Source organism: Streptomyces sp. NPDC094034 (assembly GCF_040303865.1).
Taxonomy (GTDB): domain Bacteria; phylum Actinomycetota; class Actinomycetes; order Streptomycetales; family Streptomycetaceae; genus Streptomyces.
The window spans coordinates 97,967-123,964 of sequence record NZ_JBEOUD010000021.1 but is presented as its reverse complement, the minus strand read 5'-3'; the positions used below and the strand labels follow the sequence as shown (position 1 = coordinate 123,964).

The 25,998-nt window shown below is 70.7% G+C and carries 24 protein-coding genes; 13 read left to right on the top strand and 11 right to left on the bottom strand.

The window, feature by feature from the left end; translation table 11 throughout:
• Positions 1-116 precede the first annotated feature (116 nt).
• The 3 genes from ABTZ59_RS20425 (at position 117) to ABTZ59_RS20415 (ending at position 2,629) form a co-directional block, all read left to right on the top strand.
• The gene (locus tag ABTZ59_RS20425; protein WP_351405373.1) at positions 117-827 is read left to right on the top strand and encodes a carbonic anhydrase; all 711 of its coding nucleotides are present in this window, start codon (positions 117-119) and stop codon (positions 825-827) included.
• A 398-nt stretch (positions 828-1,225) separates the two neighbouring features.
• Positions 1,226-2,200, top strand: coding sequence for a fibronectin type III domain-containing protein (locus tag ABTZ59_RS20420; protein ID WP_351405353.1), 975 nt, complete (start codon positions 1,226-1,228; stop codon positions 2,198-2,200).
• A gap of 75 nt (positions 2,201-2,275) precedes the next feature.
• A complete protein-coding gene (locus tag ABTZ59_RS20415) occupies positions 2,276-2,629 on the top strand; it encodes a VOC family protein (protein ID WP_129766339.1) in 354 nt (117 codons plus the stop codon).
• 191 nt (positions 2,630-2,820) lie between these two features.
• On the opposite strand, the gene ABTZ59_RS20410 is transcribed toward ABTZ59_RS20415, so the two are convergent.
• A complete protein-coding gene (locus ABTZ59_RS20410; protein WP_351405327.1) occupies positions 2,821-4,017 on the bottom strand; it encodes a DUF6397 family protein in 1,197 nt (398 codons plus the stop codon).
• Positions 4,018-4,187: 170 nt separating this feature from the next.
• Positions 4,188-4,601, bottom strand: a complete 414-nt coding sequence (locus tag ABTZ59_RS20405; protein WP_351405321.1) for a roadblock/LC7 domain-containing protein — start codon at positions 4,599-4,601, stop codon at positions 4,188-4,190.
• 133 nt (positions 4,602-4,734) lie between these two features.
• Here ABTZ59_RS20405 and ABTZ59_RS20400 point away from each other — a divergent pair, with 133 nt between their 5' ends.
• The gene (locus ABTZ59_RS20400) at positions 4,735-5,163 is read left to right on the top strand and encodes a PPOX class F420-dependent oxidoreductase (protein ID WP_351405312.1); all 429 of its coding nucleotides are present in this window, start codon (positions 4,735-4,737) and stop codon (positions 5,161-5,163) included.
• Between the two features lie 170 nt (positions 5,164-5,333).
• Here the strand turns inward: ABTZ59_RS20400 and ABTZ59_RS20395 are convergent, their stop codons facing one another.
• A complete protein-coding gene (locus tag ABTZ59_RS20395) occupies positions 5,334-6,035 on the bottom strand; it encodes an SDR family oxidoreductase (protein ID WP_351405304.1) in 702 nt (233 codons plus the stop codon).
• Between the two features lie 116 nt (positions 6,036-6,151).
• Between ABTZ59_RS20395 and ABTZ59_RS20390 the strand changes: the two genes are divergently transcribed.
• A complete protein-coding gene (locus ABTZ59_RS20390) occupies positions 6,152-6,853 on the top strand; it encodes a CGNR zinc finger domain-containing protein (protein WP_351405300.1) in 702 nt (233 codons plus the stop codon).
• Positions 6,854-6,973: 120 nt separating this feature from the next.
• On the opposite strand, the gene ABTZ59_RS20385 is transcribed toward ABTZ59_RS20390, so the two are convergent.
• The gene (locus ABTZ59_RS20385) at positions 6,974-8,260 is read right to left on the bottom strand and encodes an RNA polymerase sigma factor (protein ID WP_351405294.1); all 1,287 of its coding nucleotides are present in this window, start codon (positions 8,258-8,260) and stop codon (positions 6,974-6,976) included.
• 27 nt (positions 8,261-8,287) lie between these two features.
• On the bottom strand, positions 8,288-8,689 hold the full coding sequence (locus tag ABTZ59_RS20380; protein ID WP_351405288.1) for a YciI family protein: 402 nt from the start codon (positions 8,687-8,689) through the stop codon (positions 8,288-8,290).
• Positions 8,690-8,993: 304 nt separating this feature from the next.
• Between ABTZ59_RS20380 and ABTZ59_RS20375 the strand changes: the two genes are divergently transcribed.
• From ABTZ59_RS20375 to ABTZ59_RS20365, 3 genes are all read left to right on the top strand, one after another.
• Positions 8,994-9,593 carry a class I SAM-dependent methyltransferase gene (locus ABTZ59_RS20375; RefSeq protein WP_351405279.1) on the top strand — a complete coding sequence of 200 codons (600 nt, stop codon included), beginning with the start codon at positions 8,994-8,996 and terminating at the stop codon, positions 9,591-9,593.
• 292 nt (positions 9,594-9,885) lie between these two features.
• The gene (locus ABTZ59_RS20370) at positions 9,886-10,149 is read left to right on the top strand and encodes a hypothetical protein (protein ID WP_351405641.1); all 264 of its coding nucleotides are present in this window, start codon (positions 9,886-9,888) and stop codon (positions 10,147-10,149) included.
• 193 nt (positions 10,150-10,342) lie between these two features.
• Complete coding sequence (locus ABTZ59_RS20365) at positions 10,343-11,155, top strand: hypothetical protein (protein ID WP_351405269.1); 813 nt, start codon at positions 10,343-10,345, stop codon at positions 11,153-11,155.
• A 229-nt stretch (positions 11,156-11,384) separates the two neighbouring features.
• On the opposite strand, the gene ABTZ59_RS20360 is transcribed toward ABTZ59_RS20365, so the two are convergent.
• Together ABTZ59_RS20360 and ABTZ59_RS20355 are read right to left on the bottom strand one after the other, a co-directional pair.
• Complete coding sequence (locus ABTZ59_RS20360) at positions 11,385-11,567, bottom strand: tail-anchor membrane protein (protein ID WP_249950353.1); 183 nt, start codon at positions 11,565-11,567, stop codon at positions 11,385-11,387.
• A gap of 68 nt (positions 11,568-11,635) precedes the next feature.
• Entirely contained in the window at positions 11,636-12,715 is a 1,080-nt protein-coding gene (locus tag ABTZ59_RS20355; protein WP_351405256.1) for a fatty acid desaturase family protein, read from the bottom strand.
• 282 nt (positions 12,716-12,997) lie between these two features.
• Here ABTZ59_RS20355 and ABTZ59_RS20350 point away from each other — a divergent pair, with 282 nt between their 5' ends.
• The 4 genes from ABTZ59_RS20350 (at position 12,998) to exaC (ending at position 20,392) form a co-directional block, all read left to right on the top strand.
• Complete coding sequence (locus ABTZ59_RS20350; protein ID WP_351405244.1) at positions 12,998-15,991, top strand: SCO1167/SCO6262 family helicase; 2,994 nt, start codon at positions 12,998-13,000, stop codon at positions 15,989-15,991.
• A complete protein-coding gene (locus tag ABTZ59_RS20345) occupies positions 15,988-17,403 on the top strand; it encodes an SWIM zinc finger family protein (RefSeq protein ID WP_351405236.1) in 1,416 nt (471 codons plus the stop codon). The genes ABTZ59_RS20350 and ABTZ59_RS20345 overlap by 4 nt, the downstream gene beginning before the upstream one ends.
• 95 nt (positions 17,404-17,498) lie before the next feature.
• Entirely contained in the window at positions 17,499-18,752 is a 1,254-nt protein-coding gene (locus ABTZ59_RS20340; protein ID WP_351405228.1) for a GAF domain-containing protein, read from the top strand.
• Between the two features lie 116 nt (positions 18,753-18,868).
• Complete coding sequence (exaC, locus tag ABTZ59_RS20335; protein ID WP_351405214.1) at positions 18,869-20,392, top strand: acetaldehyde dehydrogenase ExaC; 1,524 nt, start codon at positions 18,869-18,871, stop codon at positions 20,390-20,392.
• A 316-nt stretch (positions 20,393-20,708) separates the two neighbouring features.
• On the opposite strand, the gene ABTZ59_RS20330 is transcribed toward exaC, so the two are convergent.
• From ABTZ59_RS20330 to ABTZ59_RS20320, 3 genes are all read right to left on the bottom strand, one after another.
• Complete coding sequence (locus tag ABTZ59_RS20330; RefSeq protein WP_351405204.1) at positions 20,709-21,407, bottom strand: SDR family oxidoreductase; 699 nt, start codon at positions 21,405-21,407, stop codon at positions 20,709-20,711.
• Positions 21,408-21,562: 155 nt separating this feature from the next.
• A complete protein-coding gene (locus ABTZ59_RS20325; protein ID WP_351405198.1) occupies positions 21,563-22,354 on the bottom strand; it encodes an ABC transporter permease in 792 nt (263 codons plus the stop codon).
• Positions 22,351-23,319, bottom strand: coding sequence for an ATP-binding cassette domain-containing protein (locus tag ABTZ59_RS20320; RefSeq protein ID WP_351405181.1), 969 nt, complete (start codon positions 23,317-23,319; stop codon positions 22,351-22,353). Before ABTZ59_RS20320 ends, ABTZ59_RS20325 begins: the two co-directional genes overlap by 4 nt.
• 211 nt (positions 23,320-23,530) lie before the next feature.
• Here ABTZ59_RS20320 and ABTZ59_RS20315 point away from each other — a divergent pair, with 211 nt between their 5' ends.
• The gene (locus tag ABTZ59_RS20315; protein ID WP_351405163.1) at positions 23,531-24,265 is read left to right on the top strand and encodes a GbsR/MarR family transcriptional regulator; all 735 of its coding nucleotides are present in this window, start codon (positions 23,531-23,533) and stop codon (positions 24,263-24,265) included.
• Positions 24,266-24,509: 244 nt separating this feature from the next.
• Here the strand turns inward: ABTZ59_RS20315 and ABTZ59_RS20310 are convergent, their stop codons facing one another.
• Entirely contained in the window at positions 24,510-25,988 is a 1,479-nt protein-coding gene (locus ABTZ59_RS20310; RefSeq protein ID WP_351405156.1) for an MFS transporter, read from the bottom strand.
• Positions 25,989-25,998 lie beyond the last annotated feature (10 nt).

Below are 25,998 nucleotides of genomic sequence, written 5' to 3'. Positions count from 1 at the left end.
TGTTTGAGCCACAGTTGGCTCAAGAGCAGGTCAACAGATCACCAAGTGAAATCGTTGGCCAAGGCTGTCACGGATAGTCTCCGGCCGTGATATTGACCAGAGCACAGAGACCCCCCATGACCACGGGAACACCCCGAAGGACGCTGCTTCGCGCGGCCCTCGCGGGAAGCGCGGCCACCGCGGGAGTGACGCTTGCCGCACCCTCCGCGGGTGCGGCTGTCACTCGGCCGAGGAGCGCCCGCCCGGCCACCCCCGACCAGGCACTTTACGAGCTCTCCGAGGGCAACAAGCGCTGGCGAACCTTCCGCCAGCAGCACCCGCACGAGACCGCGGCCCTGCGGCAGACCCTGGTGACGGGCCAGCACCCCTTCGCCGTCGTCCTCGGGTGCATCGACTCCCGGGTGCCGCCGGAGCTCGCCTTCGACCAGGGTCTCGGCGACCTGATGACCGTACGGTCGGCCGGCGAGGTCCTGGACGAGGCCGTCCTCGGCAGCATCGCCTATGGCGTGCTGGAGTTGGCGATCCCGCTCGTCCTGGTCCTGGGCCACCAGTCGTGCGGCGCCGTCGCCGCGGCGGTCGAGGCCGAGGAGACCGGCGAGCGGCTGCCGAACCACATCCAGTACCTCGCCGACCAGATCAAGCCCGCCATCGATCACTCCCAGCACGGCGACGCGCGCGTCGACGCCACTGTCAGCGCCAACGTCAAGATGGTCCGTGCGCGCCTCGCCGCCGAGCCCGACCTCGCGGCCAAGGTGGCCGAGGGCAAGCTGGCCATCGTCGGAGCCCGTTACGAGCTCACCAATCAGTTGGTCCACCGGATAGACTGACCAGCTTTCGCATCGCCACTCGATCGTTCCCTGACCGGGGCCGGAAGGTGTCCCGGTCAGGGAACGATCGAGTCGATGTATCCGCGCGTCCGCCGTCACCCCGCATCGCCGCCACCCCGCATCGCTGGTCTCCAGCACGGGCCGGCCGCCGAAGATGCCCAGATCGTCGATATGGCTGTCCGCCGTGGCCGCGCCTAAGAGCGCCTGCCACGCTGCTCGTTCACGGCGATATCACCGGGTGCGGCGTGGAATCTCCCGTCCGGCATCTGTCCGCGCCGGCGTCCTGGCGCGTGGATCTCGTGATGATCCGTCATCGGATACCACCTCCCCCTTGATGTGCACCCGACACCTGTGTCATATATGTCTAGACCATTGCCCCCCAGGTGGAGGACACGGCCATGAGAAGGACCTTCTGCCTTGCCGCCCTCGCGTCCGCCGCCGTCCTCGCGCTGGGCGCGTGCGGCTCCAACGACGAGGCGCCGAAGGCGCCTTCGGCGCCGGCCGGCGTCACGGCCCAAGCCGGGAGCGCCACTTCCGTCCATGTCATGTGGAAGCCGGCCCCCGGCAAGGACGGAGTCAGCGGATATGAGGTGTACCGGGGCAAGACAAAGATCAAGGACGTCCCGGCCGGCCAGACCATGATCGATGTCACCGGTCTGAAGCCGTCGACCGCCTACACCTTCAGCGTCAGGGCCCGGGGCGCCGAAGGCGCCGTCTCCCCGCCCAGCGGCGAACTGGCCGTCACCACACCGGCCGCGGTCACCGAGGACAAGAAGGCCCCGGCCCGGCCGACCGGAGTGACGGGCAAGAGCGACGGCGCCCGGGGCGCCCAGCTGAACTGGGCCGCGGCGGCGGGCGACCAGGGCATCACCTCGTACGACATCTACCAGGGCGGCTCCAAGATCCATAGCGTCGGCGGGGACGCGACCGGCGCACGGATCACCCAGCTGCGGCCCGGAACCCACTACAGCTTCACCGTGACCGCACGGGACGCGGCCGACAACACCTCGCCCGCCAGCCGGGCCGTGGAGATCACCACCCCGCGCGGCCCCGGCGACGATCCCGACACCGCACCGATCGACTTCCGGGCCACGACACACGCCGCCGACGGCGCCTACTACGTGGATCTGTCCTGGCTGGCACCGAAGACCGGCGGCGAGGTCCCCTCCTACCAGATCTATCTCGACGGGAAGTTCGCGACGACCCTGATCTGGGGCGGCGAGCCTCCGACGGGCCGGGCCAGCTATAGCGTGTACGCGAGCAAGAAGGCCGGCGAGACCTACCGGGTGAAGATCCGCGCCAAGTTGCCCGATGGCAACTGGGGCAAGTTCTCCGCGGAACGCACCATCGTCACCGGCGACGCCCGGCCCTGACGACGGACACCGGGCCCCGCTTGGGGGAAGGATGGGGCACGCGGGACCGCCCGCAGTCACTGACAGGAGCCACCGATGTCCGTCCGCAGAGTCGTACCCGACATTCGGTCCGAGGCCATGAAGGAGAGCCGGGACTTCTACGGGCTCCTCGGACTGGAAGAAGTCATGAACCTGGGCTGGGTCATGACGCTCGCCTCCCCTTCCCAGCCCAGCGCGCAGCTGACGCTGATGCGGCACGACGAGTCCGTCGCCGTCGTCCCTGATCTGAGCATCGAGGTGGACGACGTCGACACGGTGTACGCGGCGGTCGTCGCGAGCGGCGCCGAGATCGTCTACCCCCTGCGGGACGAGGCGTGGGGGGTACGGCGGTTCTTCGTCACCGATCCCAATGGCCGGGTGGTCAATGTGGTGAGTCACCTCCGGCAGTGACACAGACAGGCCTCCTACCGTGTCCTCCAGCGCTCCGATCGTCGCCGCGGCCGGGTGGCGTCCTTGTCGCCGTGCCCTCCGGCGTCTCCCCCGAGCTTCATGACGCGGCCCTCGCGCGGGACGCTCGTCCTGCGCGTCATCTCCTGACCCCCGTGCCCTGTCCCGTCGGGCTCCGACACGGACGCCACCGCTCAGCTCCGGACCCCGGAGCGGAGCCTTCTCTTCCCCCTGGCCCTCAGCCAGGTCAGCAGCCCCCGGTGACCGCCCTCGCGCGGCGGCTCGTGTGCCACCGGTGTCGACCCGGATCCCCGCCCTGTCGACCCGGGTTCTGGTCCTGTCGGTGCGGGTGCCGGTGCGGGTGCGGGTGCGAGCTCCGGTACGGGTACGGGTGCAAGCTCCGGTACGGGTACGGGTACGGGTGTCGGTGCTGGTGTCGGTGCTGGTGTTGGTCCTGTCCCGTCGTACCGCCGGGCGGGACCTCCGCCGTGCGACAGGGAACTGCCGGGGCGCGGCGCGGGGCGTGCGCGCCGGGCCGCCGTCAGCAGCATGTCAAGACTGGCACGGTGCCACTGGATCTCGTCCGGGTGATCCGCCACCAGCAGGCGCTGGACCGCTGTCCGCGCCGCTTCGGACTCGGGACGGCCGTGGCCGAGGTCCGGCCGCAGCCGGTCCAGATGGGCACGTTCGTACGGATCGGACACCAGCTCGGCCAGTTGGACCGGATCGAGCACACAGCCCACGATGGCGGCCCGCTCCCAGGGATCCCGGCTCTCATGCAGCAACTGACCGATGCGCCGCCCCCGCCAGTTGCGTGGACGCCAGTCCTCCCCCGCCTCCAGGCCGGCCCGCAGTGGCCGAGGGAACCGTCCGGTCAGCAGCCCTGGTTCCCTCGCGGCGAAGGACCGTAGCTCATCGGCCAGATACAGCCATACGACCGCGCGGTAGCGATTGAGATAGAACCTCACCGGCACGAGGAACCCCGATCGGGCCAGCTGTGTGAAGCGCCCGGGGCTGACGGGCATCAGCGCTGCCCCCTCGGCGGTGCCCACGGTCCGCACCCGCTCGCGCAGAGTGTGCGGGAATCCCTCTGCCGCCCGCAGGCGGTCGATCTCCTGCCACGTGACCTGCCGCCGCCCCAGGGTCGTCCCGACGGTCGAGCCTGCGGTCGTCACGCCGGCGGTGGCGATGGTACGGATGTGCCCGAGCCGTACGGCGAGCTCGAACTCGCCCCGCCGCAGGTCCAGTTCCCGCGCGGCCCGGTCGGCGCCGACGGTCCGGGACCCTTTCCCCGCGCTTTCCACCGCCTCGGCCGTCGCCGCGACGGCGAGCGTATCCGCATCCCCGGCGATGTGGTGCCGGGCCTGTGACTGAGCATCGCTGACGGACATGATGGTCCTCCCCCGTGAGGTGTAATTACTCTCGGTGACGACCGTAGCGCGACAGCGGCTTGCTTCGCCGCGCCTGTGGATAACTCCCGGACCAGGCAGAGAATCCGGCTGTCGGCTGGGAGTGTTCCAAGGCGCCAGGGACCTCAGGGGCCCAGGAGGCCAAAGAGCTCTCAGAGACCACTCAGGCTGGTGTCTCCCGGCTGCCGCGCCGCGACACCGAGGTGCTCACCGACCCGGTTGACGAGCAGCGTCATCTCGTAGGCGACCTGGCCGACATCGGCCTCGGCCGCCGTCAGTACACACAGGCAACTGCCGTCACCGGCGGCGGTGACGAACAGCAGCGCCTCGTCGAACTCGACCATCGTCTGCCTGGCCTGGCCCGCCCGGAAATGCCGCCCCGATCCCCGGGCGAGGCTGTGCAGCCCCGAGGAGACCGCCGCGAGGTGTTCCGCGTCCTCGCGCGCCAGTCCGGTGCTGGCCCCCGTCACCAGACCGTCGTTGGACAGCACCAGTGCGTGCCTTATGTGCTCGACCCGTTCGGTCAGGTCGTCGAGCAGCCAGTCGAGTCCCTTTTCCAACGGCATTGTCGTTCCTCCCCGTTCAGGTGTTCCCATGGTCCCGCAACGCCCGTAGCCTTCCGCACCGACCGCTCCCGGGCAAGCGGGTCCCCGGGAGCGCCGCGTCGCGTCGGCGGGCGTGTCAGCGGAAAATGCGGACATGGCGACAAACATGAGCAAGGAGCAGTGGCGCGCCTTCGTCTCGGAAGGAACGCGCACCGGCAAGTTGTCCACCGTACGGGCCGACGGGAGCCCGCATATCGCGCCCATCTGGTTCGTACTGGACGGCGACGATCTTGTCTTCAACACCGGCAGGGAGACCGTGAAGGGGGCCAATCTGCTGCGCGACGACCGGCTGGCGCTCTGCGTGGACGACGAACGTCCGCCGTTCTCCTTCGTGGTGATCAACGGACGGGCCGAGATCGACGAGGAGCCGGATCAACTGCGCGCCTGGGCGACCCGGATCGGCGCGCGGTACATGGGAGAGGACCGGGCGCGGGAGTTCGGGGAACGCAACGGGGTGCCGGGCGAAATGGTGGTTCGGGTCAAGATCGACAAGGTGCTGGCATACGCGGACATCGCTGACTGACATGCGGACCGACACGCGGACCGACAGGCGGGCGGGCGGCGGCGCGACTCGGTGCCGCCGCCCGCCCCGCAAGGCCCCGCCCCGCAAGGCCCCGCCTCCACAAGGACCCGCCTCCGTCAGGCCCCGCCCCTGCCGGGCCACGCCGCGCGGCGATCACGGCGTCAGCCGGGTCAGGCGACCGGCCGAAGGCTCAGCCCCTCGACGGGCCCGGACAGCGCGGCCTTGAAGGCACGGCTCACCTCGTCGGCCAGGACCTCGCTCTCGCCCTTCTCCAGCGCGGCGACGACATCGCGTGCCACGTCCCGCGGATCGTTCTTGACGACGTCCAGCTCACGCGTCATGTCGGTGTCCGTGTATCCCAGATGGACGCCCACCACCTGGGTCCCCTGGGGCGCCAGCTCCAGCCGGAGCGAGTTGGTGAGCGACCACAGGGCGGCCTTCGTCGCACCGTAGACACCGGCTCCGGCCGCCCAGGACAGCACCGAGTGAATATCGACGAGGGCACCGCCGCCACGGGCCGCCAGCACCGGGGCGAATGCCTGGGCAACACGCAGCGCGCCGAACACATTGGCCTCGAAGACCGCCCTGACCTCGTCGACGCCGACTTCGCTGAGCGGGCCGCCGCCCGAGATCCCCGCGTTGTTGATGACGATGGAGACATCGTCGGCCGTACGCGCCAACTCGGCGACCGAGTTCCCGTCCGTCACCTCCAGCGGCAGGGGGACGATATGGGGGTCACTCTCGGCGACGGGCGTACGGGCCGTGGCGTAGACCTTCGCCGCCCCCGCGTCCAGCAACTCCTGTACGAGGGCCCTGCCCAGGCCGCGCTGTCCCCCGGTGACCAGGGCGGTTGCTCCAATGACGGTGGTCATGTCGCTCTCTCCTCATGAAATGGACGGAGGCCTCATAAAATAGACAGAGGTGTAAGCCAATAGCTTCTGTCTTCAGCCTGCTCGCCCGTCGCGACAGAGTCAAGTACGATTCGGTTATGTCATGGGCAGCCAGTGAGCGATACCGCGTACGCCAGGCTCCTGCCGGACTCGCGCTGGTGCAGGAGCTGATCAACACACGCGCGATCAAGAAGTACGCACCGGATCTGCTCGCCGACCAGGAGGCCGCCGAGCGGTGGCTGACCGGTGCCGCCGGGGAGTGGGCCCGTATCCATGGCCTCGACTCCCCCGACTGCGCGCTGTCCCCGTCGGATCCGCGGGAACTGCGCGACCTGCGGGAATCCTTCGAGCGGCTGATCACCAAGGCCCCGGCGGCGGGCACGGATCCCGGCGTCGGTGCGACGCCCCGCCCCGATGCCGGTGCGACATCCCGTCTCCTCTCCGATCGCGGCGTCGCGGTGCGGCTCGCCCCCGACGAGCAGGGGCAGGTGCGGCTTCTCCCGGTCGGCCGGGGGCTCGGCTGGCTGGAGTCGGCTCTCTGGTCGGAGACACTGCTCGCGCAGCGGGCCGGGACCTGGCCCCGCCTCAAGATCTGCCGCAACGGCGAGTGCGGGTCGGCCTTCTACGACACCTCGCGCAACAACAGCGGTGTCTGGCACGACGTACGGATCTGCGGCAACGCGGCCAATCTGCGCGCCTCACGACAGCGCAAGCGGATACGAGCCGCCGCCGAGGCCGCCCCCGACAGCGACGGCAACGGCAACGGCGGCGGCAAGGACGAGGGCGCGTCGGCCGACTGATCCCGGGCACGGCGCGCACCCCCGAGGAGGAGTACTCCGAAGGGGGGATTCCGAGAGCAGGGGCGCTCCGAAGAGGCGACCTCAGTCCCGAGCGGCGACGCGCGCTCCGAAGAGGCGTCCTCAGTCCGGAGCGGCGACGCGGGCGGCGCGAAGCGTGAGGTAGTGCCGTTCCGGCAGGCTGGTCGTACGGCGCGCCGCCTCCCGGTAGTTCTCCAGCGCGCCCTGCCGATCGCCGGCCATTTCGAGGAGATGGGCCCGCGCCACATACAACCGGTGGTTGCCCGCCAGACGGCCGTCCGCCTCAAGGTCCTTGAGAATGCCGAGACCCGCGTCCGCACCGCGCACCATCGCGACGGCCACCGCCCGGTTCAGGGATACGACCGGACTGGCGGACAACTGCTCCAGCACTCCGTACAGGGCGAGGATCTGCGGCCAGTCGGTGTCCTCGACCGTCGTCGCCTCGTCATGGACGGCGGCGACCGCCGCCTGGACCTGATACGGGCCGAGGGGCCCTTGAGGGAGGGTGGCCGTGAGGAGCGCGGTGCCCTCGTCGATGGCCCGCGTGTCCCAGAGCCCGCGGTCCTGCTCGGCGAGCGGGACGAGCTCACCGGCCGGGCCGGTACGCGCGGCGCTTCTGGCGTGAGTGAGCAGCATCAGCGCCAGCAGACCGGCCACCTCGCTGTCGTCGGGGAGCAGTTCATGGGCGGCTCTGGTCAGCCGGATCGCTTCCCGGGACAGCTCGACCCGTTGCAGATCCGGGCCCTCGCTGGTGGCGTATCCCTCATTGAAGATCAGGTAGAGGACATGCAGTACGTTGTCGAGCCGGCCGACGCGCTCCTCGCCCTCCGGCATCCGGAACGGGATCCCGGACGCCTTGATCCGCTGCTTGGCCCGGCTGATCCGCTGCCCCATCGTCGTCTCGGGCACCATGAAGGCGCGCGCGATCTGGCTCGTGGTCAGCCCCCCGACACAGCGCAGGGTCAGTGCGATCGCGGCCGTGGGCGACAGCGCCGGATGGCAGCACAGGAAGAGCAGGACCAGCGAGTCGTCCCGGTCCGCCGGTGCCGCACTGTCCGCGGCCGGCGCCGTCCATCGGTCCGCGGGCAGTTGTCTCGCCGCCAGATCCTCGCGGCGGCGGCGCGCCTGCTCGCCACGTACCCGCTCGGTCATCCGGCGGCTCGCGACCTGGATCAGCCAGCCACGCGGATTGCCGGGCACGCCCTCGTCGGGCCACTGCGTCGACGCCGCCAACAGCGCTTCCTGCACGGCGTCCTCGGCCGAGTCGAAATCCCCGAAGCGCCGGGTGAGCACGCCGACGACCTGCGGCGCCAATGTGCGCAGCAGGTCCTCGGCCGTCGTCTCCCCGCCGGTTCCCGGATCCCTCCTCGGATCGGGCTCGGGTTCCACCGGGCATCGGGTCGTATCAGTCAGCGCTCACATCTCCTCGGGCGGTCCCGCCATCACCTGGCGTACCTCGATCGGCATATTGAGCGGCTTTCCGCCGGGGCCGGGTGCTGTCGACACATACGCGGCCAGCTCCACCGCCCGCTCGTCGCTCTCGCAGTCCACGATCCAGTAACCGGCCAGGAATTCCTTGGTCTCGGGGAAGGGGCCCTCGGTGACAACGGCGGAACCGTCGCCACCCGCCCGTACGATCCTGGCCTGTTCCGGACCCGCCAGCCCCTCCGCCGTGACCAGCTCGCCCCTGTCCGAGAGCATGCTGTTCGTGTCCCGCATAAAGGCGATATGGGCCCTGACCTCGTCCTGGGTCCACTCCGTGAGCGGTGCGAAGTCCGCGGTCCTCTCACTGAACTGCATCAGCAGCATGTACTTCATGACGTTCTCCTCACTGTCGCGCCCTTCTCGGCGCTCTCACTGACAGGTAGAAGCACGCGCCGTGATTTCGACACCCTCGACGGAACCGGCGAGGATTTCTCGGAGAAATCTCCGCGCGAAGCCGTCGGGGCCCTCCGAGGCGCCCGGACATCCGCGATATCCAGGACATCCCAGATGTTCTTGGGTGCCTCTGGGACAAGTTACCCCCGGGAAAAGCCGACGGGAAGTGGGACGGCGAAGTGGGGCAATGAAGTGCGGCGACCCGCGCGCGCCGCGCGACGGCCTGGCCGGGGATCATTGCCCCATGGCCCATGACCACACACATGTGCAGGAATTCTTCGGCTCCCGGGCGGCGGACTGGGACGCGCGCTTCCCGGACGACGGTCCGGCCTACGCCGCCGCGGTCGCCGACCTGGGGCTGCGCCCTGGCGACACCGTGCTGGACGCGGGCTGCGGTACGGGCCGCGCGCTGCCACCGCTGCGGGACGCGGTGGGCGTGCGGGGCACGGTCCTGGGCGTCGATCTGACCCCGGAGATGCTCGACGCGGCCGTACGGGCCGGCCGTCGCGCCGCCGGGCACCTGCTGCTCGCCGATGTGAGCCGGCTGCCCTTGCGGACGGCGGTGCTCGACGCGGTGTTCGGTGCGGGCCTGATCGCTCATCTGCCGCGACCCGACGAGAATCTGCGGGAGTTGGCCCGGGTCGTACGGCCGGGGGGCCGGCTGGCGCTGTTCCATCCCATCGGCCGGGCGGCGCTGGCAGCCCGACAGGGCCGACGGATCACGGACGGGGATCTGCGCGCCGAGCCCAACCTTCGTCCGCTGCTGGCCGGCTCGGGCTGGCGGCTGGAGACGTACACCGACGAGGACCCCCGTTTCCTGGCCCTGGCGGTACTCCACGGCTGAGCCCAGCGCCCTGCGCCCAGCGCCCATCACCCGGCGCCTCGCATACGTGGCCCCACACCCCAGGCCCCGTGTCCGTGGCCCGGAAAAGCACCCGCCACGGGGAAGGGCCTCTTCTGCCGGCGCACCCGCGACCGTACGTTGGAAGGGCGGCCCGGACGGCGGCCCGGACGGCGCCCAGGCCCGGACGGCGCCCAGGTCGACCGGACGACCGTCGCGGCCCGCACCACGCCAGGCAGCAGGGAAGGTGGACCCCGTGTTCAGCAGACTGCGCAGGATCCTCGTACCGGACCATGTGTCGGACCGGGCCACAGTCCCGGCCGCGAAGCCGCCCCCGGACCGGCCGCATAACATATTCGAGGCCGCCGCCACCTATGTGTCGGCGTGCGCGGAGGACGATCAGCGGCGGATCGACGAGGCGGTGGACTGGGTCTCACCGGAGGCCCTCTCCTTCGGTGTCAGCGAACTCGCCTGCCGGGCGGTCATCGCGCTGGCCCGCGAGCGGAACGAGTCGCCGCAGACCGTGGCCCGCGGCCTGCTGGGCCTGCCGACCGTCTGACCACCGGCCCGGCCGGGACCACGACACTCCGTACGGACCGACGCCAGGGCCGCGGCAGACCCGGGGCGGAGCCGGGGCAGACCCGGGGCCGAGCCGGGGCCAGTGCCGGAAAAGCCTGGTCGTACCGCACTCTCGACGTCCGGGTTGCCCACTGGCTAGGGTGCGCCGACAAGCGATCGGTTCGGGAGGCGCGGTGACCGGAACGGAAGACTCCGTGGACGACGACGCACTGTATGTGCTGACCGCCACGCTGCTCACACCGGCGCGGTTCCCGGCCGTACTCGGCGACGACTACCCGGAAGCGTGTGCCGCCCTCGGGCTTGAGCCGTACGACCGTGGATACGGGCTGGTCATGGGGCAGGACGGCGACGGCGCCCGCTGGACGGTGGTGGTGGACGACGTGTCACTGGTCGCCGTGGCGATCGCTGCCTGGGACTGCGGAATGGAGCACGACCTGTCGCCGGCGGAACGGACCGTGGTGTGCGCCCTGCCCGGCTGGCCGGTCGCCCTCGCCGTCGCGGCGCCCGGCGTACCCGCCCCGCACGACCCCGAGCCGGAACCCGGCTCCGAGGAGGACGGCCTGCGGCCACCCCTCGCACCGCCCGACACCGAGTCCTGGGGCCCGGCCCAGCGGCGCCTCGGCGCGGACGGAATCGCCCTCCAGTGGACGGCCTGGCGAGAGCAGCTTGACGGGAAGGAGCCGGCGGCCGCGGCAGCCGACGGCGCGCCGGGACCCGCCCATGAGGGTGTGCGACGAGTGCTGAGGGAACTGCGCGGCTATCTGGACGACCCGCCGCCGCTCGGCCGGGTGCGGTCCGGCTTCGCCCCGGGTGAGGCGAGGACGCTGCGCGCCGACGGCCCCGGCTGGTCCTTCGTCGCCAGGACCGACGACATGGCGTTCGTCCTGCTGGACGAGGAGCCGGGGGACGTACTGCCGGTCGGCCGGGGCGCGGAACTGCCGGAACTGCTGAAGGCGCTCGACGGCATGGCCGTACGCCCGGCCTGAGGCGGCCCCTCGGAGCCCCCCGCTTCCCGCTTCCGGCTACCGGTCTCCCTGCCAGGCTTCTCGACCTGCCGGGGGCTTCTCGACCTGCCGGGGGCTTCTCAACCTGCCGAGACGTCTCGGACCACCGGCGCTTCTCGAAGCACCCGCGGCCGGGCCGGAACCGCGTCCGCGTGCGGGGCCGGGACCGTCCGGCCCAGGACCCCGCACGCGTCTGATCAGCCCGCCCGGGTCAGCGGCCCAGCTCCTTGCGGCTGATCCTGCGCAGCCTGCGGCGCTGCGACGGGTCCAGCATCAGATACGCGACCGCCGGCACGCCGAGCACCACCAGCAGTGAGAACCAGAAACCGATCAGCGGTATCAGAAGAAGGCCGACGGCCACTCCCCCGATGGTGATCTTCGTACGTGTCGACATCTCGACGCCTCCTTCGCGGCCAGGCCGCTTCCTGCCCAGTGAACGCGTACGGGCGTCCGCCAGTTCCACTATGCGCCCGCGCGCAGCGGTTCGCCGACCTCATGCATATGGCCGAGCGCCTGGCGGTACGACTCGATCAGTCCGGTCTCCGTGTACGGGAGCCCCAGCGAGCGGCAGTGGGCGCGCACCATCGGCTGTGCGAGACGCAGATGGGGGCGCGGCATGCTGGGGAAGAGATGGTGCTCGATCTGGTAGTTCAGACCGCCGAGGAACCAGTCGGTCAGGAGTCCGCCACGGACGTTCCGCGAGGTCAGCACCTGACGGCGAAGATGGCCCCAGCCCTCGCTGTTCTCCGGGTCGGGCATCTCCATGCCCTTGTGGTTGGGCGCGAAGGCCATGCCCAGATGGAGACCGAGGAGCATCTGGTTGATCAGGGCGAAGACGATGGCCTGGCCGACGGTCATCGTGGTGAGCAGCAGGGTCACATACGCCGCGACATGGGCGATGAGGAGCCCTCCCTCGGTCACTCGACGGCGGGCGGGCATCCGGTCGTCGCCGCGGGAGAAGACGGCCTGGAAGCCGTACACCTTGAGGGCGATGCCCTCCAGAGTGGTCAGCGGGAAGAACAGCCAGGCCTGGTGCCGGGTGAGCCAGCGGCGCAGTCCGGTGCGGCCCGCGGTCTGGTGCTGGGTGAAGACGAGGATGTCCGCGGCGACGTCCGGGTCCTTGTCGATGTGGTTGGGGTTGGCGTGGTGCCTGTTGTGCTTGTCGTTCCACCACTCCTGGCTCATACCGAGCATCAGGTTGGCGTGGACGAGCTGGATGAAGCGGCCCCTGCCCCGGTCGGAGGTGATCTGGGCATGTCCCGCGTCATGGCCGACGAACGCCATGCGCGCCGATATGACGGCCAGCGGCGGCGCGAGGAGCAGCGTCCACCAGGAGGGGCCGAGGAGCACCATCGCGGCGACGATCGCCGCCAGGAAGAGGAAGTTGACGGTGATGCCCCGGGCGTACCAGGCGACCCGGCGCTCCAGGAGACCCTGCTCCCTGACCGTACGCAGGAGGGGTGTGAAGTCGCTGCCGCCGACGCGGCCGACTGCGGGGTCGGGTATGGGCTCCGCGAGGGGGATGGCGGCGGCTTGGGGCATGTCGGTCTCCGGTCTGTGTAGGCCGAGGTGGGCGCTGAGAGGGGGCCGTGCGGACTGCGTCGGCCCCTTTGAAACGTAGGTGTGCCTGATGCCGGGCGGCCATGACGCCACCACCCGGAAAAGCTGGGTGCTGTCCGGGGGGTGGGGGTGGTGCTGGCTACACCCAGGGGTGTCGCGGGAGTGAGTCAGGTCACGGCGGCGTCGTCCCCGCGTGGCTTCGCGGTGGGGTACCCTCGGCGGCCCCGACCCGCATTAGTCAAACTTGAGGAATGCGTCTTCGCTGTGCACAGGCTCCCCGCGGCAACGCTCTCCCGGACCGTCGAACTCGCCCACTGCTCCACCGTCTTTCTCCCCGCGGATCCGGCTCGCACCGGGCGGATCGCCTTCTGGCGACCCGACGGCGCGGAGCCGCCGTCCGCACCGGGCTCCCTGGAGGAACTGGGCGTCGTCGACACCGAAGGCCACCCTCTCACGGTCAGGGCGCTGTTGACTCCCGTCGCCACCGCTCTGCCCGTGCTGACCAGGGCACGCGCCTCGGCGAACGCCTCCTCGTCCGCGGCCTTCTGGGGTGCGGCGGCGCTCCTCGCCCTGCAACTCGCCGCCCGTGGGCGGCTGTTGCCCGGCCTCACCGGTACGGATCACGACGCGTGGCGGGCCGGACCACTGACCGCCGAGGATCTGGAGCGGATCCGGGCGCTGGCCGCCGCCATGCCGCCCGGCGCGCACGCCGTACCGCTCGGCGCCACCGCCGGGCGGGCCGCCCGATCGCCGGACACGGTGCTTCTCCCCCGGCCCGAGAGGCTGTTGAGGGATTTCCTCGACGCGGTCGCCGACGCGCTGCCGCGCACGCCGGCCGCGGCGCTCGTCACGGCGGAACCCGCCTTCGCCGCCGCCCCGCCACGACGCTTTCCCGAGCTGCGTGACTGGGCCGCGGCGGTGGCTGCGGGGCATGACGCGGGCGTGCGGCTCTCGCTGCGCGTCGAGTTGCCGGGGCTGGCGGACACACCGGGCTCGCCGGATACACCGGGCCCGCCGGACATGCCGAGTACGCCGGGCGCACCGGACACACCCGGCACACCGGAATCCGCCTTCCGCGCCGTCCTCCAGATGCACAGCGTCAGCGATCCCTCCGCGGTCCGCGACGCCACCGACGTGTGGTCGGGTCCGGCGTCGGCCGCCTTCGGCCCGCGCGCCCGGATGGACGCCCTGCTCGCGCTGCGCCGCGCCGCCCGGGCCTGGCCGCCGCTCACCCCGCTGCTCTCGGCCGCCGTGCCGGACGCCATCGAGCTCGCGGACGAGGAGGTCACCGAACTGCTCGGCGAGGCGGCCGGGGCGCTCGCCGCGACCGGCGTCCAGGTGCACTGGCCCAGGGAACTGGCGCGCACGCTGACGGCCCGCGCCGTCATCGGCCCCGCGGACGAAGGGTCCGGCTCCGACACGGCGGAGGCGGCGGACGCGGCGGGAACAGCGGGCTCGGCGGACATCGGCGGATCCTCCCGGCCGGAGACGAATCTGCCCGCCTTCCTGTCGGCCGACGCCCTCCTCTCCTTCAACTGGCACTTCGCGCTGGGGGATCAGCGGCTCTCCCGTGCCGAGATCGACCGGCTCGCCGAGGCGAGCCGCCCCGTCGTCCGACTGCGTGACCAGTGGGTTCTGATCGACCCGGCGGAGGTCCGGCGGGCCCACGAGAGCCAGGACCGCAAGCTCAGTCCGGTCGACGCGCTCGAAGCCGTACTGACCGGCTCCACCGAGGTCGAGGGCCGCCGGGTCGAGGTAGGGGCGACGGGCTGGCTCGCCACTGTGCGCGACCGGCTCGCCGATCCGGAGAGCGCGGAACAGGAGATCGGACAGCCGGCCGCGCTCGCCGCGACGCTCCGCGACTACCAGCTCCGCGGGCTCAACTGGCTGCACCGCATGACATCGCTCGGACTCGGCGGCTGTCTCGCCGACGACATGGGGCTGGGCAAGACCATCACCCTCATCGCGCTCCATCTGCACCGGCAGACCGACCCGGCGGCGGCCGGCCCGACCCTTGTCGTCTGCCCGGCCTCCCTGATGGGCAATTGGCAGCGTGAGATCGAACGGTTCGGCCCCGGCACGCCGGTGCGCCGCTTCCACGGTGCCTCCCGCAGTCTGGAGGACCTGGCGGACGGCGAGTTCGTCCTCACCACGTACGGCACCATGCGGCTCGACGCGGTGAGACTCGGCGGGACGGACTGGGGCATGGTCGTGGCCGACGAGGCGCAGCACGTCAAGAACCCGTACTCCGCCACCGCCCGGCAGCTGCGCACCATCGGAGCCAGGGCCCGGGTCGCTCTCTCCGGCACCCCCGTGGAGAACAATCTCTCCGAGCTGTGGGCGATCCTCGACTGGACGACCCCGGGACTCCTCGGCCGCCTCGGTACGTTCCGTACCCGCTACGCGCGGTCCGCCGAGAGCGGTAACGACCCGGCGGCGGCCGAGCGCCTCGCCGCGCTGATCCGCCCGTTCCTGCTGCGCCGCCGGAAGTCCGATCCGGGGATCGCGCCCGAACTGCCGCCCAAGACCGAGACCGACCGAGCCGTCTCCCTCACCAGGGAGCAGGCCGGACTGTACGAAGCGGTCGTACGGGAGACCCTCGCCGCGATCGCGGAGGCGGACGGTATGGAACGCCGCGGACTCGTCGTCAAACTGCTGACCGCGCTCAAGCAGATCTGCAATCACCCGGCGCAGTATCTGAAGGAGGAGCGGCCCCGTCTCACCGACCGCTCCGGGAAGCTGGAACTGCTGGACGAACTGCTCGACACGATCCTCGCGGAGGACGCGAGCGTGCTGGTCTTCACTCAGTACGTACAGATGGCGCGGCTGCTGGAACGCCATCTGGCGGCGCGCGGGGTACCGACCCAGTTTCTGCACGGCGGTACGCCGATCGCCGAACGCGAGGCGATGGTGGACCGCTTCCAGAACGGTGAGGTCCCGGTCTTCCTGCTGTCGTTGAAGGCGGCGGGCACCGGGCTCAATCTGACCCGCGCCGAGCATGTCGTGCACTTCGACCGCTGGTGGAACCCCGCCGTCGAGGCACAGGCGACGGACCGCGCGTACCGCATCGGGCAGCTGCGGCCCGTACAGGTGCACCGGATGATCACCGAAGGCACGATCGAGGACCGGATCGCCGAGATGCTGGCACGTAAACAGGGGCTGGCCGACGCCGTACTGGGCAACGGCGAGGCGGCCCTGACCGAACTGACCGACGCCGAGCTGGCGGATCTGGTGGAGCTGCGAGGGAGCGCCCGATGAGCACGAGGTACGACGGCGGTTCCGAGGACGGCGCCACGGACGGCGCGGTGGCAGGCTTCGCGCACCACGCGCCGGACGGTTCGGCGGACGGCGACGAGCGCACCTTCGCCGCCCTGGCGCCCGCCGCGGGCCGGGCCTTCGCGCATACCTGGTGGGGCCGGGCCTGGCTGAAGGCGCTGGAGGACACCGCGCTCGACGCCCAGCAGCTGAAGCGGGGGCGCAGGCAGGCCCGTGAAGGCGCCGTCGGCGCCGTGTCCGTACGGCCGGGACGGATCACGGCGGTCGTCCAGGACCGGGATGGCACCGCCCAGCGCAGCGATGTGCTGTTGCAGCAGCTGAGCGACGAGGAGTGGGACCGCTTCCTGGACATGGCGGTCGACCGGGCGGGCCATATCGCGGCGCTGCTCGACCGGGAGATGCCGCCACATCTGGTGGAGGACGCCGCGGGCGCCGGGGTCGAACTCCTCCCCGGTATAGGTGATCTGGAGCCGGAGTGCGGCTGTGAGGCCTGGGACCACTGCCCGCACTCCGCCGCGCTCTGCTATCAGCTGGCCAGGCTGCTGGACCAGGATCCGTTCCTCCTGCTGCTGATGCGGGGCAGGAGCGAGCGCCGGCTTCTCCACGAGCTTCAGGTGCGCAGCGTCGCGCGTGCCGCCCGTGCCGCCGGTGCGAAGGAGGAGCCGGGGGACGGCACGGACGACGACGGCGCCCGGAGCGGCGAGGAGGCCGGTGTCCCGGCCGTGGCCGCGTTCGCCGCGCGCGACCTTCTGCCGCCGCTGCCCGCTCCCCCGCCGCTGCCGCCGGAGCCGGGGCAGCCGCCGGCCCTCGACACGGAGGGCACGCCGCCGGCCGGGGTCGACGCGGACGCCCTGGAGTTCCTCGCCGCCGACGCGGCGGCCCGTGCGCTGCGGCTGCTGTCGGAAGCTCTGCTTCCGGGCCATGAACAGCAGCCGGAAGAGCCGGAGCTGACGCCTGGACAGGATGCGGTACGGCTGGCCGCCACGACGTCCGACCAGCGGCTGGTGGCGCGGCTCGGCTCGGGCTCCGGCCGCCGGCCGGCCGAGCTGGACCTCGCGGTACGCGCCTGGCGATACGGCGGCGCGGCGGCACTCTCCGTACTGGAGGACACCTGGACCCCGGAGCCCGAGGCCCTCGCTCGGGCCACGGCGGCGCTCGACGCGGCCTGGGAGGACGGGGACACGCCGCGGCTGCGGGCGGGCGGCGGCGGTCGCTGGACCGTGGCCGAGGCGCCGGTCCAGCTGCGGTACGGCCGCGACGGGCGCTGGTGGCCCTACCGCAAGGAGCGGGGCCGGTGGGCTCCCGCGGGTCCTGGCGGCCCCGATCCCGCGGCTGCCCTGGCGGACGCGCTCGCGGAGGACACACCCGCACAGGGCAGTGCACCCGGGGCGTGATCCGCACGGTCCGGTTGCCCGGCGGAACGCTTGCCGGGCGTGGCCGCCGGGGCGACGATGGGCACGTCCGGTGATGTCCGACCGGGGAGGCCGCGTTGACCGACACCTGGGTGGCTCTGGAAGCGGGCGCCGATCCGGTGAAGCGCCGAGGGGCCCTGCGCCGCGCGTACGAGTCGTACGCGAGCGCGGGGCGGGTCGAGCAACCGGTGCGGCCCGTGGTGGCCGCGTCCTGGCGGCGGTCCGCCCGCGCCCATGTCAGCCCGGAGGGCATGGCGTGCGTGGAGCTGTCCGACGACGAACTCGCCGCGTACCGCGACGCCCATCCGCTCGCCCGGGTGATGCCGCTCTTCCGTGAGCTGATGGGTGCGTACGCCATGGACGGCGAACATCTGATGGCGGTGTGCGACGCGCACGGCAGACTGCTCTGGGTCGAGGGGCACCGGGCGACCCGGCTGCTCGCGGGCCGGATGAACTTCGTCCCGGGGGCTCGCTGGTCGGAGGGCGTGACCGGAACGAACGCGCCGGGCACCGCGATCGCCGTGGACCGGCCCGTACAGGTCTTCGCCGCCGAGCACTTCCAGCGGCCCGCGCACCCGTGGACCTGCGCGGCGGCGCCCGTCCACGATCCCCTCAGCGGACGGCTGCTGGGCGCCGTCGACATCACCGGTGGAGACCGGCTGGCCCATCCGCACAGCCTGGGCTTCGTGGGCGCGGTCGCGCGGGCCGCCGAGTCACAGCTCGCGCTGCTCGCGCCGTCTCCCGACGCCGAGTCCGTACGGCTGACGGCACTGGGACGGGACGAGGCGCTGCTGGTGGCGGCCGGTCGCAAGTTGCGGCTGAGCCCCCGGCACAGCGAGATCCTGACGCTGCTCGCGCGCCGCCCCGAGGGCATGGCGGGGGACGAACTGCTGGTCGAGCTGTACGAGGACGAGTCGGTCACCCCGGTCACGCTGCGCGCGGAACTCTCCCGGCTGCGTGGGCTGCTCGGCCCCGGGCTGCTGCGGTCACGGCCCTACCGGCTGGCCGCCCACGTCGAGTCCGACTTCGGCACGGTGACCCGGCGGCTGGCCTCCGGCTCCGTGACCTCCGCGATGAGCGCGTACGCGGGACCGCTGCTGCCGGCCTCGCGGGCGCCCACGGTGGTACGGCTGCGCCGGCGTCTCGCGGACCAACTGCGGGCCGCGCTGGTCGCTCGCGGCGACCCGGGGCTGCTGGCCGACTGGGCCTACAGCCCCTGGGGCGAGGACGACTTGCCGGTGTGGCGGGCGCTGGCCGCCGTACTCCCCGTGCAGCAGCGGCCGGCGGCACTCGCACGGGTACGGGAACTCGACGCGTGGCAGCGGAGGTGACGGCCCGCCTGGATGACCACGGCGGCGGTGCAACGTCGTCGCAACGTGCCGCTCCATAACGTCGGGCGTGGGCGCCGTCCAACGGCGGGCGGCGCGGAATCCGGGAGGCCACAGAGATGACCCGTTACGCAGCGCCCGGCAGCGAGGGCGCGATCGTCTCGTACGAGTCCCGCTACGACCACTGGATCGGCGGGGAGTACGTACCGCCGGCCCGCGGCCAGTACTTCGAGAACCCCAGCCCGGTCAATGGCCGCCCCTTCACCGAGATCGCCCGTGGCACGGCGGACGATGTCGAGCGCGCCCTCGACGCGGCGCACGGCGCGGCCCCCGGCTGGGCGAAGACGTCGGCGTCGGACCGTGCCAATATCCTCAACCGGATCGCCCACCGGATGGAGGAGCATCTCGAAGAGCTGGCCGTCGCGGAGAGCTGGGAGAACGGCAAGCCGGTCCGGGAGACGCTCGCGGCCGACATCCCGCTCGCCATCGACCACTTCCGCTACTTCGCGGGGGCGCTGCGCGCCCAGGAGGGCACGCTCAGCGAGCTGGACGACGACACTGTCGCGTACCACTTCCATGAGCCGCTCGGGGTGGTGGCCCAGATCATCCCGTGGAACTTCCCGATCCTGATGGCGACGTGGAAGCTCGCGCCCGCACTGGCCGCCGGGAACGCCGTCGTGCTCAAGCCCGCGGAGCAGACCCCGGCCTCCATCCACCTCTGGATGAATCTGATCGCCGATCTGCTGCCGCCGGGCGTCGTCAATATCGTCAACGGCTTCGGCGTCGAGGCGGGCAAGCCACTGGCGTCCAGCCCGCGCGTGGCGAAGGTCGCGTTCACCGGCGAGACCACGACGGGGCGGCTGATCATGCAGTACGCCTCCGAGAACATCAAACCCGTCACCCTGGAACTCGGCGGCAAGAGCCCGAACCTCTTCTTCGACGACGTCTGGGCCGCCGATGACGACTTCCGTGACAAGGCGCTCGAAGGCTTCACGATGTTCGCCCTCAACCAGGGCGAGGTGTGCACCTGCCCATCACGCGCGCTGATCCAGGACGGCCACTACAGCGAGTTCCTGGCCGCGGGCGTGGCCCGCACGGAGGCGATCGTGCCCGGCCATCCGCTGGACACCGACACGATGGTCGGCGCGCAGGCGTCCAACGACCAGTTGGAGAAGATCCTCTCGTATCTGGACATCGGCCGGCAGGAGGGGGCCAAGGTCCTGACGGGTGGTCAGCGGATCGACTACGACGGCGAACTGGCCGGCGGCTACTACGTCCAGCCCACCATCTTCGAGGGCCACAACCGCATGCGGATCTTCCAGGAGGAGATCTTCGGCCCGGTCCTCGCGGTGACGTCCTTCAGCGACTTCGACGACGCGATCAAAACCGCGAACGACACGCTGTACGGTCTGGGCGCGGGTGTCTGGACACGGGACATGAACACCGCTTACCGAGCGGGCCGTTCGATCCAGGCGGGCCGGGTCTGGACGAACTGCTACCACGCCTATCCGGCACACGCCGCGTTCGGCGGCTACAAGCAGTCGGGGATCGGCCGTGAGAACCACCGGATGATGCTGGACCACTATCAGCAGACGAAGAACCTGCTGGTGTCGTACTCGCCGAAGAAGCAGGGCTTCTTCTAGACACCGGAGTAGGGCGCCTGACCAGGAAAAATGCCGGCGGGCGCCCTTCCCGACGCACAACTAGGCGGCGAGTCGCCATGGGGGCTGGGATCACGCCGGGCACTGCGAGACCTTTCGACGAAGCCTAGAGACCCGAGAAGCGCCGGCCGTCGTGCTTGGCCGCAGGGACCAACCACGACGCTCAGGCACACCACTTCTGTTCGACCGTGATCGCACAGACCTGACAGAACGTCACTGTCCGTGCTCACGCATCCACCTCACGGTTGCTCGCGGACACAGCCCGACCTCGCGATCCCGCGGTCCTGTGCGTGCGGCTTCAGGCGGTCGGGTAGAGCAGCTCCAGTGGGCCCGACAGTGCGGCGCGCACGCGGCGGGCGGTCTCGTCGACGAGAACCTCCGGCTCGTCGTGGCTGATCGCGTCCATCGTCTTCGCGGCCACTTCCGCGGCTTCCACCTTGGGAGCGTCGACCGCCAGGGTCGCGTCGGTGTCGACGTAGCCCACGTGCACGCCGACGACCAGCGTGCCCTGGTCCCGCAGTGCCACGCGCAGTGCGTTGGTCAGCGACCACTGGGCAGCCTTCGACGCCGCGTAACCGGGGAACCGGTTGTTGGCCCGCCATGAAGCCACCGACAACATGTTCACCAGGGCTCCGCCGCCGTTGGTGGCAAGGACAGGGGCGAAGGCCCGGGACACGGCCCAGGTGCCCAGATAGTTCACCTCAAGCTCTTTCCGGGCGCCGTCCAGGGACCCCTCCAGCAGCGGTGGTCCGGCCTGGATCCCGGCATTGTTGATCACGATCGTCGCGTCGGACACCGTCGCCGCGGCGGCCGCGATCTGATCAGGGTCGGTGACGTCGAGGCGCACGGCCCGCGCACCGGGCTCGTCGAAGTCCTCGGGGCGGCGGACGCCCGCGTACACCTTGGCCGCCCCCTGGGCCAGCAGAGCGCGAGTGAACGCCAGCCCGATTCCCCGGTTCGCGCCGGTCACGAGCGCGACCGATCCGTTGATCTCCATGCTCCGTCACCTCAATCCAGAGTTTTCGCCCCGTGCCCGACCTGGACGCCGACCGCGCCCACAGGCTGCGCAGCGCACCAGAACCAGGTTCATCCTTTCGCGCACGCCGCTCAGCCGCATCACGTGCGGTTCGTGGTGCGGGGTGAGTGGTCGGCTCACCGCGTGGGCTCCCGGTTGTAGAGCTTCTTGGCCCACAGGTAGCCGCCCAGGGCGATCAGGGCGCACCAGCCGATAGCGAGAATCGCGTTGTCGCCGATCGGGGTGCCCATCAGCAGCCCGCGCAGAGTCTCGATGAACGGGGTGAACGGCTGGTAGTCGGCGAACCATTTGAGCCCGGCGGGCATCGAGTCGGTGGGGACGAATCCGCTGCCCATCATCGGCAGGATCATCAGTGGCGTCAGCATGTTGCTCGCGGCCGCGACGCTCTTGGCCATGATGGCCAGCGCGACCGACAACCAGGTGAGCGCAAAGATGATCAGCACGAGCACGCCGATCACGCCGAGCCACTCACCGAAGTCCGCGGTGGGCTCGAAGCCCACCAATAGTGCGACGCCGGTGACAATGGCCATGCTCAGCAGGGTCTGGGCCAGGCTGCCCAGCACGTGGCCGGTGAGCACCGAGACCCGGGCGATGGCCATGGTGCGGAACCGGGCGACGATGCCCTCGGTCATGTCGATGGCCACCGAGATCGCGGTGCCCTGGGCCGCGGTGGCCGCGGTCATCAGGATGACGCCGGGGACGACATAGTTCACGTAGGTGTCCCGGCCGCCCGATGGTCCGCCGAGGCCGGTGCCGAGAATGCCGCCGAGGACGTAGACGAACAGGAGCAGGAAGATCACCGGAACCCCGGCGGCGGTGAGGGTGAGCGTCGGGTAGCGCAGCATGTGCCGCAACTGGCGGCGCAGCATGGTCACCGAATCGGTGAAGGCGTGGGTGGCGGTGCTCATCGGACGGGCTCCTGTTCCGCGACGGGGTTGCCTGTCAGCGCAAAGAAGACATCGTCGAGATCCGGGGTGTGGACCTGGAGTTCGTCCACGGTGAGCGAGGCGCGGTCGAGCCAGTCCAGCAGTACGCGCAACGACCGTATGTCGCCCTGACTGGAGACCTGCAGAGTGAGTGCGTCATCGTCGCGGGACAGCACGTCCAGGGTCTGGGCCGCGTAGTCGTGGCCGCGTGCGTCGGCGAACCGCAGGGTGATGTGGCCGCCGCCGACCTGCCGTTTGAGCTCCTCTGCCGTGCCCTGGGCGACGATCATTCCTTGGTTCAGCACCGCGATTCGATCGGCGAGCTGGTCGGCCTCGTCGAGGTACTGGGTGGTGAGGAAGATCGTGACGCCTTCGTCGGTCACCAGACGGCGGATGATTTCCCACATGGTCCGCCTGCTGCGCGGGTCGAGGCCGGTGGTCGGCTCGTCGAGAAAGATCACCCGGGGTCGGCCGACGAGCGTCATCGCGAGGTCCAGGCGACGGCGCATCCCGCCGGAGTACATCACTGCGGGCTTGCGAGCCGCGTCCACCAGGTCGAACCGCGCCAGCAGGTCGGTGGCGCACTGCCGCCGTTCCCGGCGGGGCAGGTGGTTCAGGTCGGCCATCAGAAGCAGGTTCTCCTCGCCGGTGAGAAAGCCGTCGACCGCGGAGAATTGGCCGGTGACACCGATCGCGGCACGGACCGCGTCCGGATCCCTGACCACGTCGTGGCCGACGACCCTGATGTCCCCGGCGTCCGGGCGGATCAGCGTGGACAGGATCTGCACCATGGTGGTCTTCCCCGCGCCGTTCGGGCCGAGCAGCGCGAAAACCGATCCTGCGGGGATGTCGAGGTCGATGCCGCTCAGCACCACGTGGTCGCCGTACGCCTTGCGTACCGCGGTCGCCGAGAGGGCGGGGGGACCGAGGTTGGTGGTCGTGGTCATGGGTTTCGCTTCCGTCGATGAGCTTTCAGCCAGCCTTCATGGCTCAGTAATAGTTGCGTTGCATTCGTTGGTTCGTCAATCGCATTCATGTGAAGCAACCACATAGGTGCAGCTAGATAAGGTGAATCGTTGCATGGTGAATGCCAGGTAATGCAACGGAAGGGGCGTTGCATTAAGCTGGTCCGGACGTCGAACAGTGGAGGACGCCCCGATGCCCGGCGACCGACTCACGCTCCAGGACCGGCAGCAGATCGCCGCGGGGCTGCGCGAGGGGCTGACCTACGCCGCCATCGGCCGCCGCATCGGGCGGCCGACTTCGACCGTCACCCGCGAGGTGATGCGCCATGGTGGGCCGCGCGGCTACCACGCCGAGGCGGCGCACCAAGCGGGCGCAGGGCACGCGCGTCAGCGCAGGACCCCTGCGCCGGCGACCGCACCGGGAAGGGTCGACCTCGGCGGGCGCGATTCGCGGATCGTGGACGAGGTGGGCGCGCAGAGCGTGGAGCTGATGATTCAGGCCGGGCTCCCGCAGATGATGGCCAGGGTGCTCGCCGCGCTGTTCACCACCGACAGCGGCAGCCTCACCTCGGTGGACCTCGTGCGACGCCTGCGGGTCAGTCCCGCCTCCGTCTCCAAGGCCATCGGCTACTTGGAGAACCAGGCACTCATCAAGCGCGAGCGCGACCCCCGCAGCCGCGCCGAGCGCTACGTCATCGAAGACGGCGCGGTGTTCACCTCCATCATGACCAGCGCGCGCAACCAGACCCGGATCGCCGAAGCCTGCGCGGCCGGAGCGCGGAAGCTTGGCGTCACCACCCCTGCCGGTGCCCGATTGGAGAACACGAGCCAGTTCCTCCACCACGTCATCGACGACCTGGTCCGCTCGGCCGAGCAGTGGCACAAGGTCTACTCCACCCGCCCTCGACAGACATCCGAAACCGACTGAGCGGGGCACGTTGACCGCAGGTCTCGCCGCATCGCATCCGTCACGATGTCCACCGTCACACCTGACGTCGCCGTTCTCTTCTCCGGCCAGGTGACGGTTGCGAGCGACGACTTCAGAGGTGTGGGAATCGCACGACTGCCCGATGTCCACCCGCGCCGCTCGGCGTGGACCGAGCTGCCCCGGCCCGTACGCGCCGGCGCCGAACCGGTCCTGGACGCCGCGGAAGGGCGCCTGGTCCGGGTTTTCAGGCGTCGCCTGTGCTGCGGAAGGTTCTCGGTATCCGGCGCAGGGCAAACGCACCGAGTGCGCCGTGGAGGATGCCCGCGATGACGGCAGCGGCGTGCAGACCCGTGACGAAGGCGGTCTTCGCGTGGCCGATCACGGCGGGCGTGAGGCCGGGGATCTGGAGTGTCTCGTTGAGGGTGTCGGCGAGGTCAGGTCCCTGGAGCCGGAAGATCAGGGCGGCCAGCGAGCCGAGGAGTGCGATGCCGAGGGCGTTGCCGATCTCGTTGCTGGTCTCGGCGATCGCCGCCGCGGACCCGGCACGTTCCGCGGGAACCGCGGCGACGGCGGTGTCGGCGACAACGCTGAAGGAGATGCCGTAACCGATGCCGGCGATGACGGTGGACGCCGTATACCAGCCGATCCCGCCGGAGACGCTGGTGGGCAACAGCAGGAGCAGACCCGCGGCGATGAGGAAGTGGCAGGTGATGAGCGCCGCGCGGGTGCCGATACGTGCGACCAGTACCGGTGTGACGACACAGGTGACGGTGAGCACAGCGGCGCCGGGGAGCGCGACCAGCGCCGCGTCCAGGACGGGCAGCCCAAGAACGGACTGGAGATAGACGCCGCCGAGGTAGGCCACCGCCGACCACGCGGCCAGAGGCAGAAGCCCGGTGATGGCCGCGATCGTGAACACCCGGTCACGGAAGAGACGGAAGTCGATCAGCGGGAACTCAAGGCGGAGTTGCCGCCGGGTGAACCACCCCAGGGTGACGATACCGGCGATCCCCGTGCCCACCGCCGTCGCGTCCGGCCCCTCCACAGCGGCATGCTTGATCGCGTAGACGGTCAGCAGGATGCCCGCGGCGGAGAGCGGAACGCTCAAGACATCGATGCGGCCGCTTCGGGTGGCGCGCACCTCACGGAGCAGGATCGGGGCGAGAACCAGGAACAGCAGGACAACAGGGAGATTGATCAGGAAGACCGATCCCCACCAGAACCTGCTCAGCAGTTGTCCGCCGATGACCGGGCCGAGCGCGAACCCGCCGGCGAAGGTGGCCGCGAAGATCCCGATCGCCTGTGCTCGCCGACGTGGGTCGGCGAACAGTTCGCTGAGCACCGCCAGCGCCGACGGCAGCAGAGTGGCACCGGCCACGCCCATCAGCGCCCGGAAGGCGATCAGCAGTTCCGGCCCAGGTGCGAACGCCGCTCCCACCGAGCCGACGCCGAACGCCGCCGCGCCTGTCATCAGCAACTTCAGCCGGCCGTACCGATCGCCGATGTTGCCGAACGCGATGAGCAACGACCCGACGGCGAATCCGTAGACGTCCAGGATCCACAACGCCTGATCGGCGGTCGGGGACAGCTCCTCGGCGACCTTGGGCATGGCCAGGAACAGCACCGAACCATCCATCGCGACCAGCAGTACGGGCCCGAGCACCACCGACAGACCGAGCCACTCCCGCAGACCGGGTGCGTGAGAAACACACTGATCATTCATGCCGCTGACA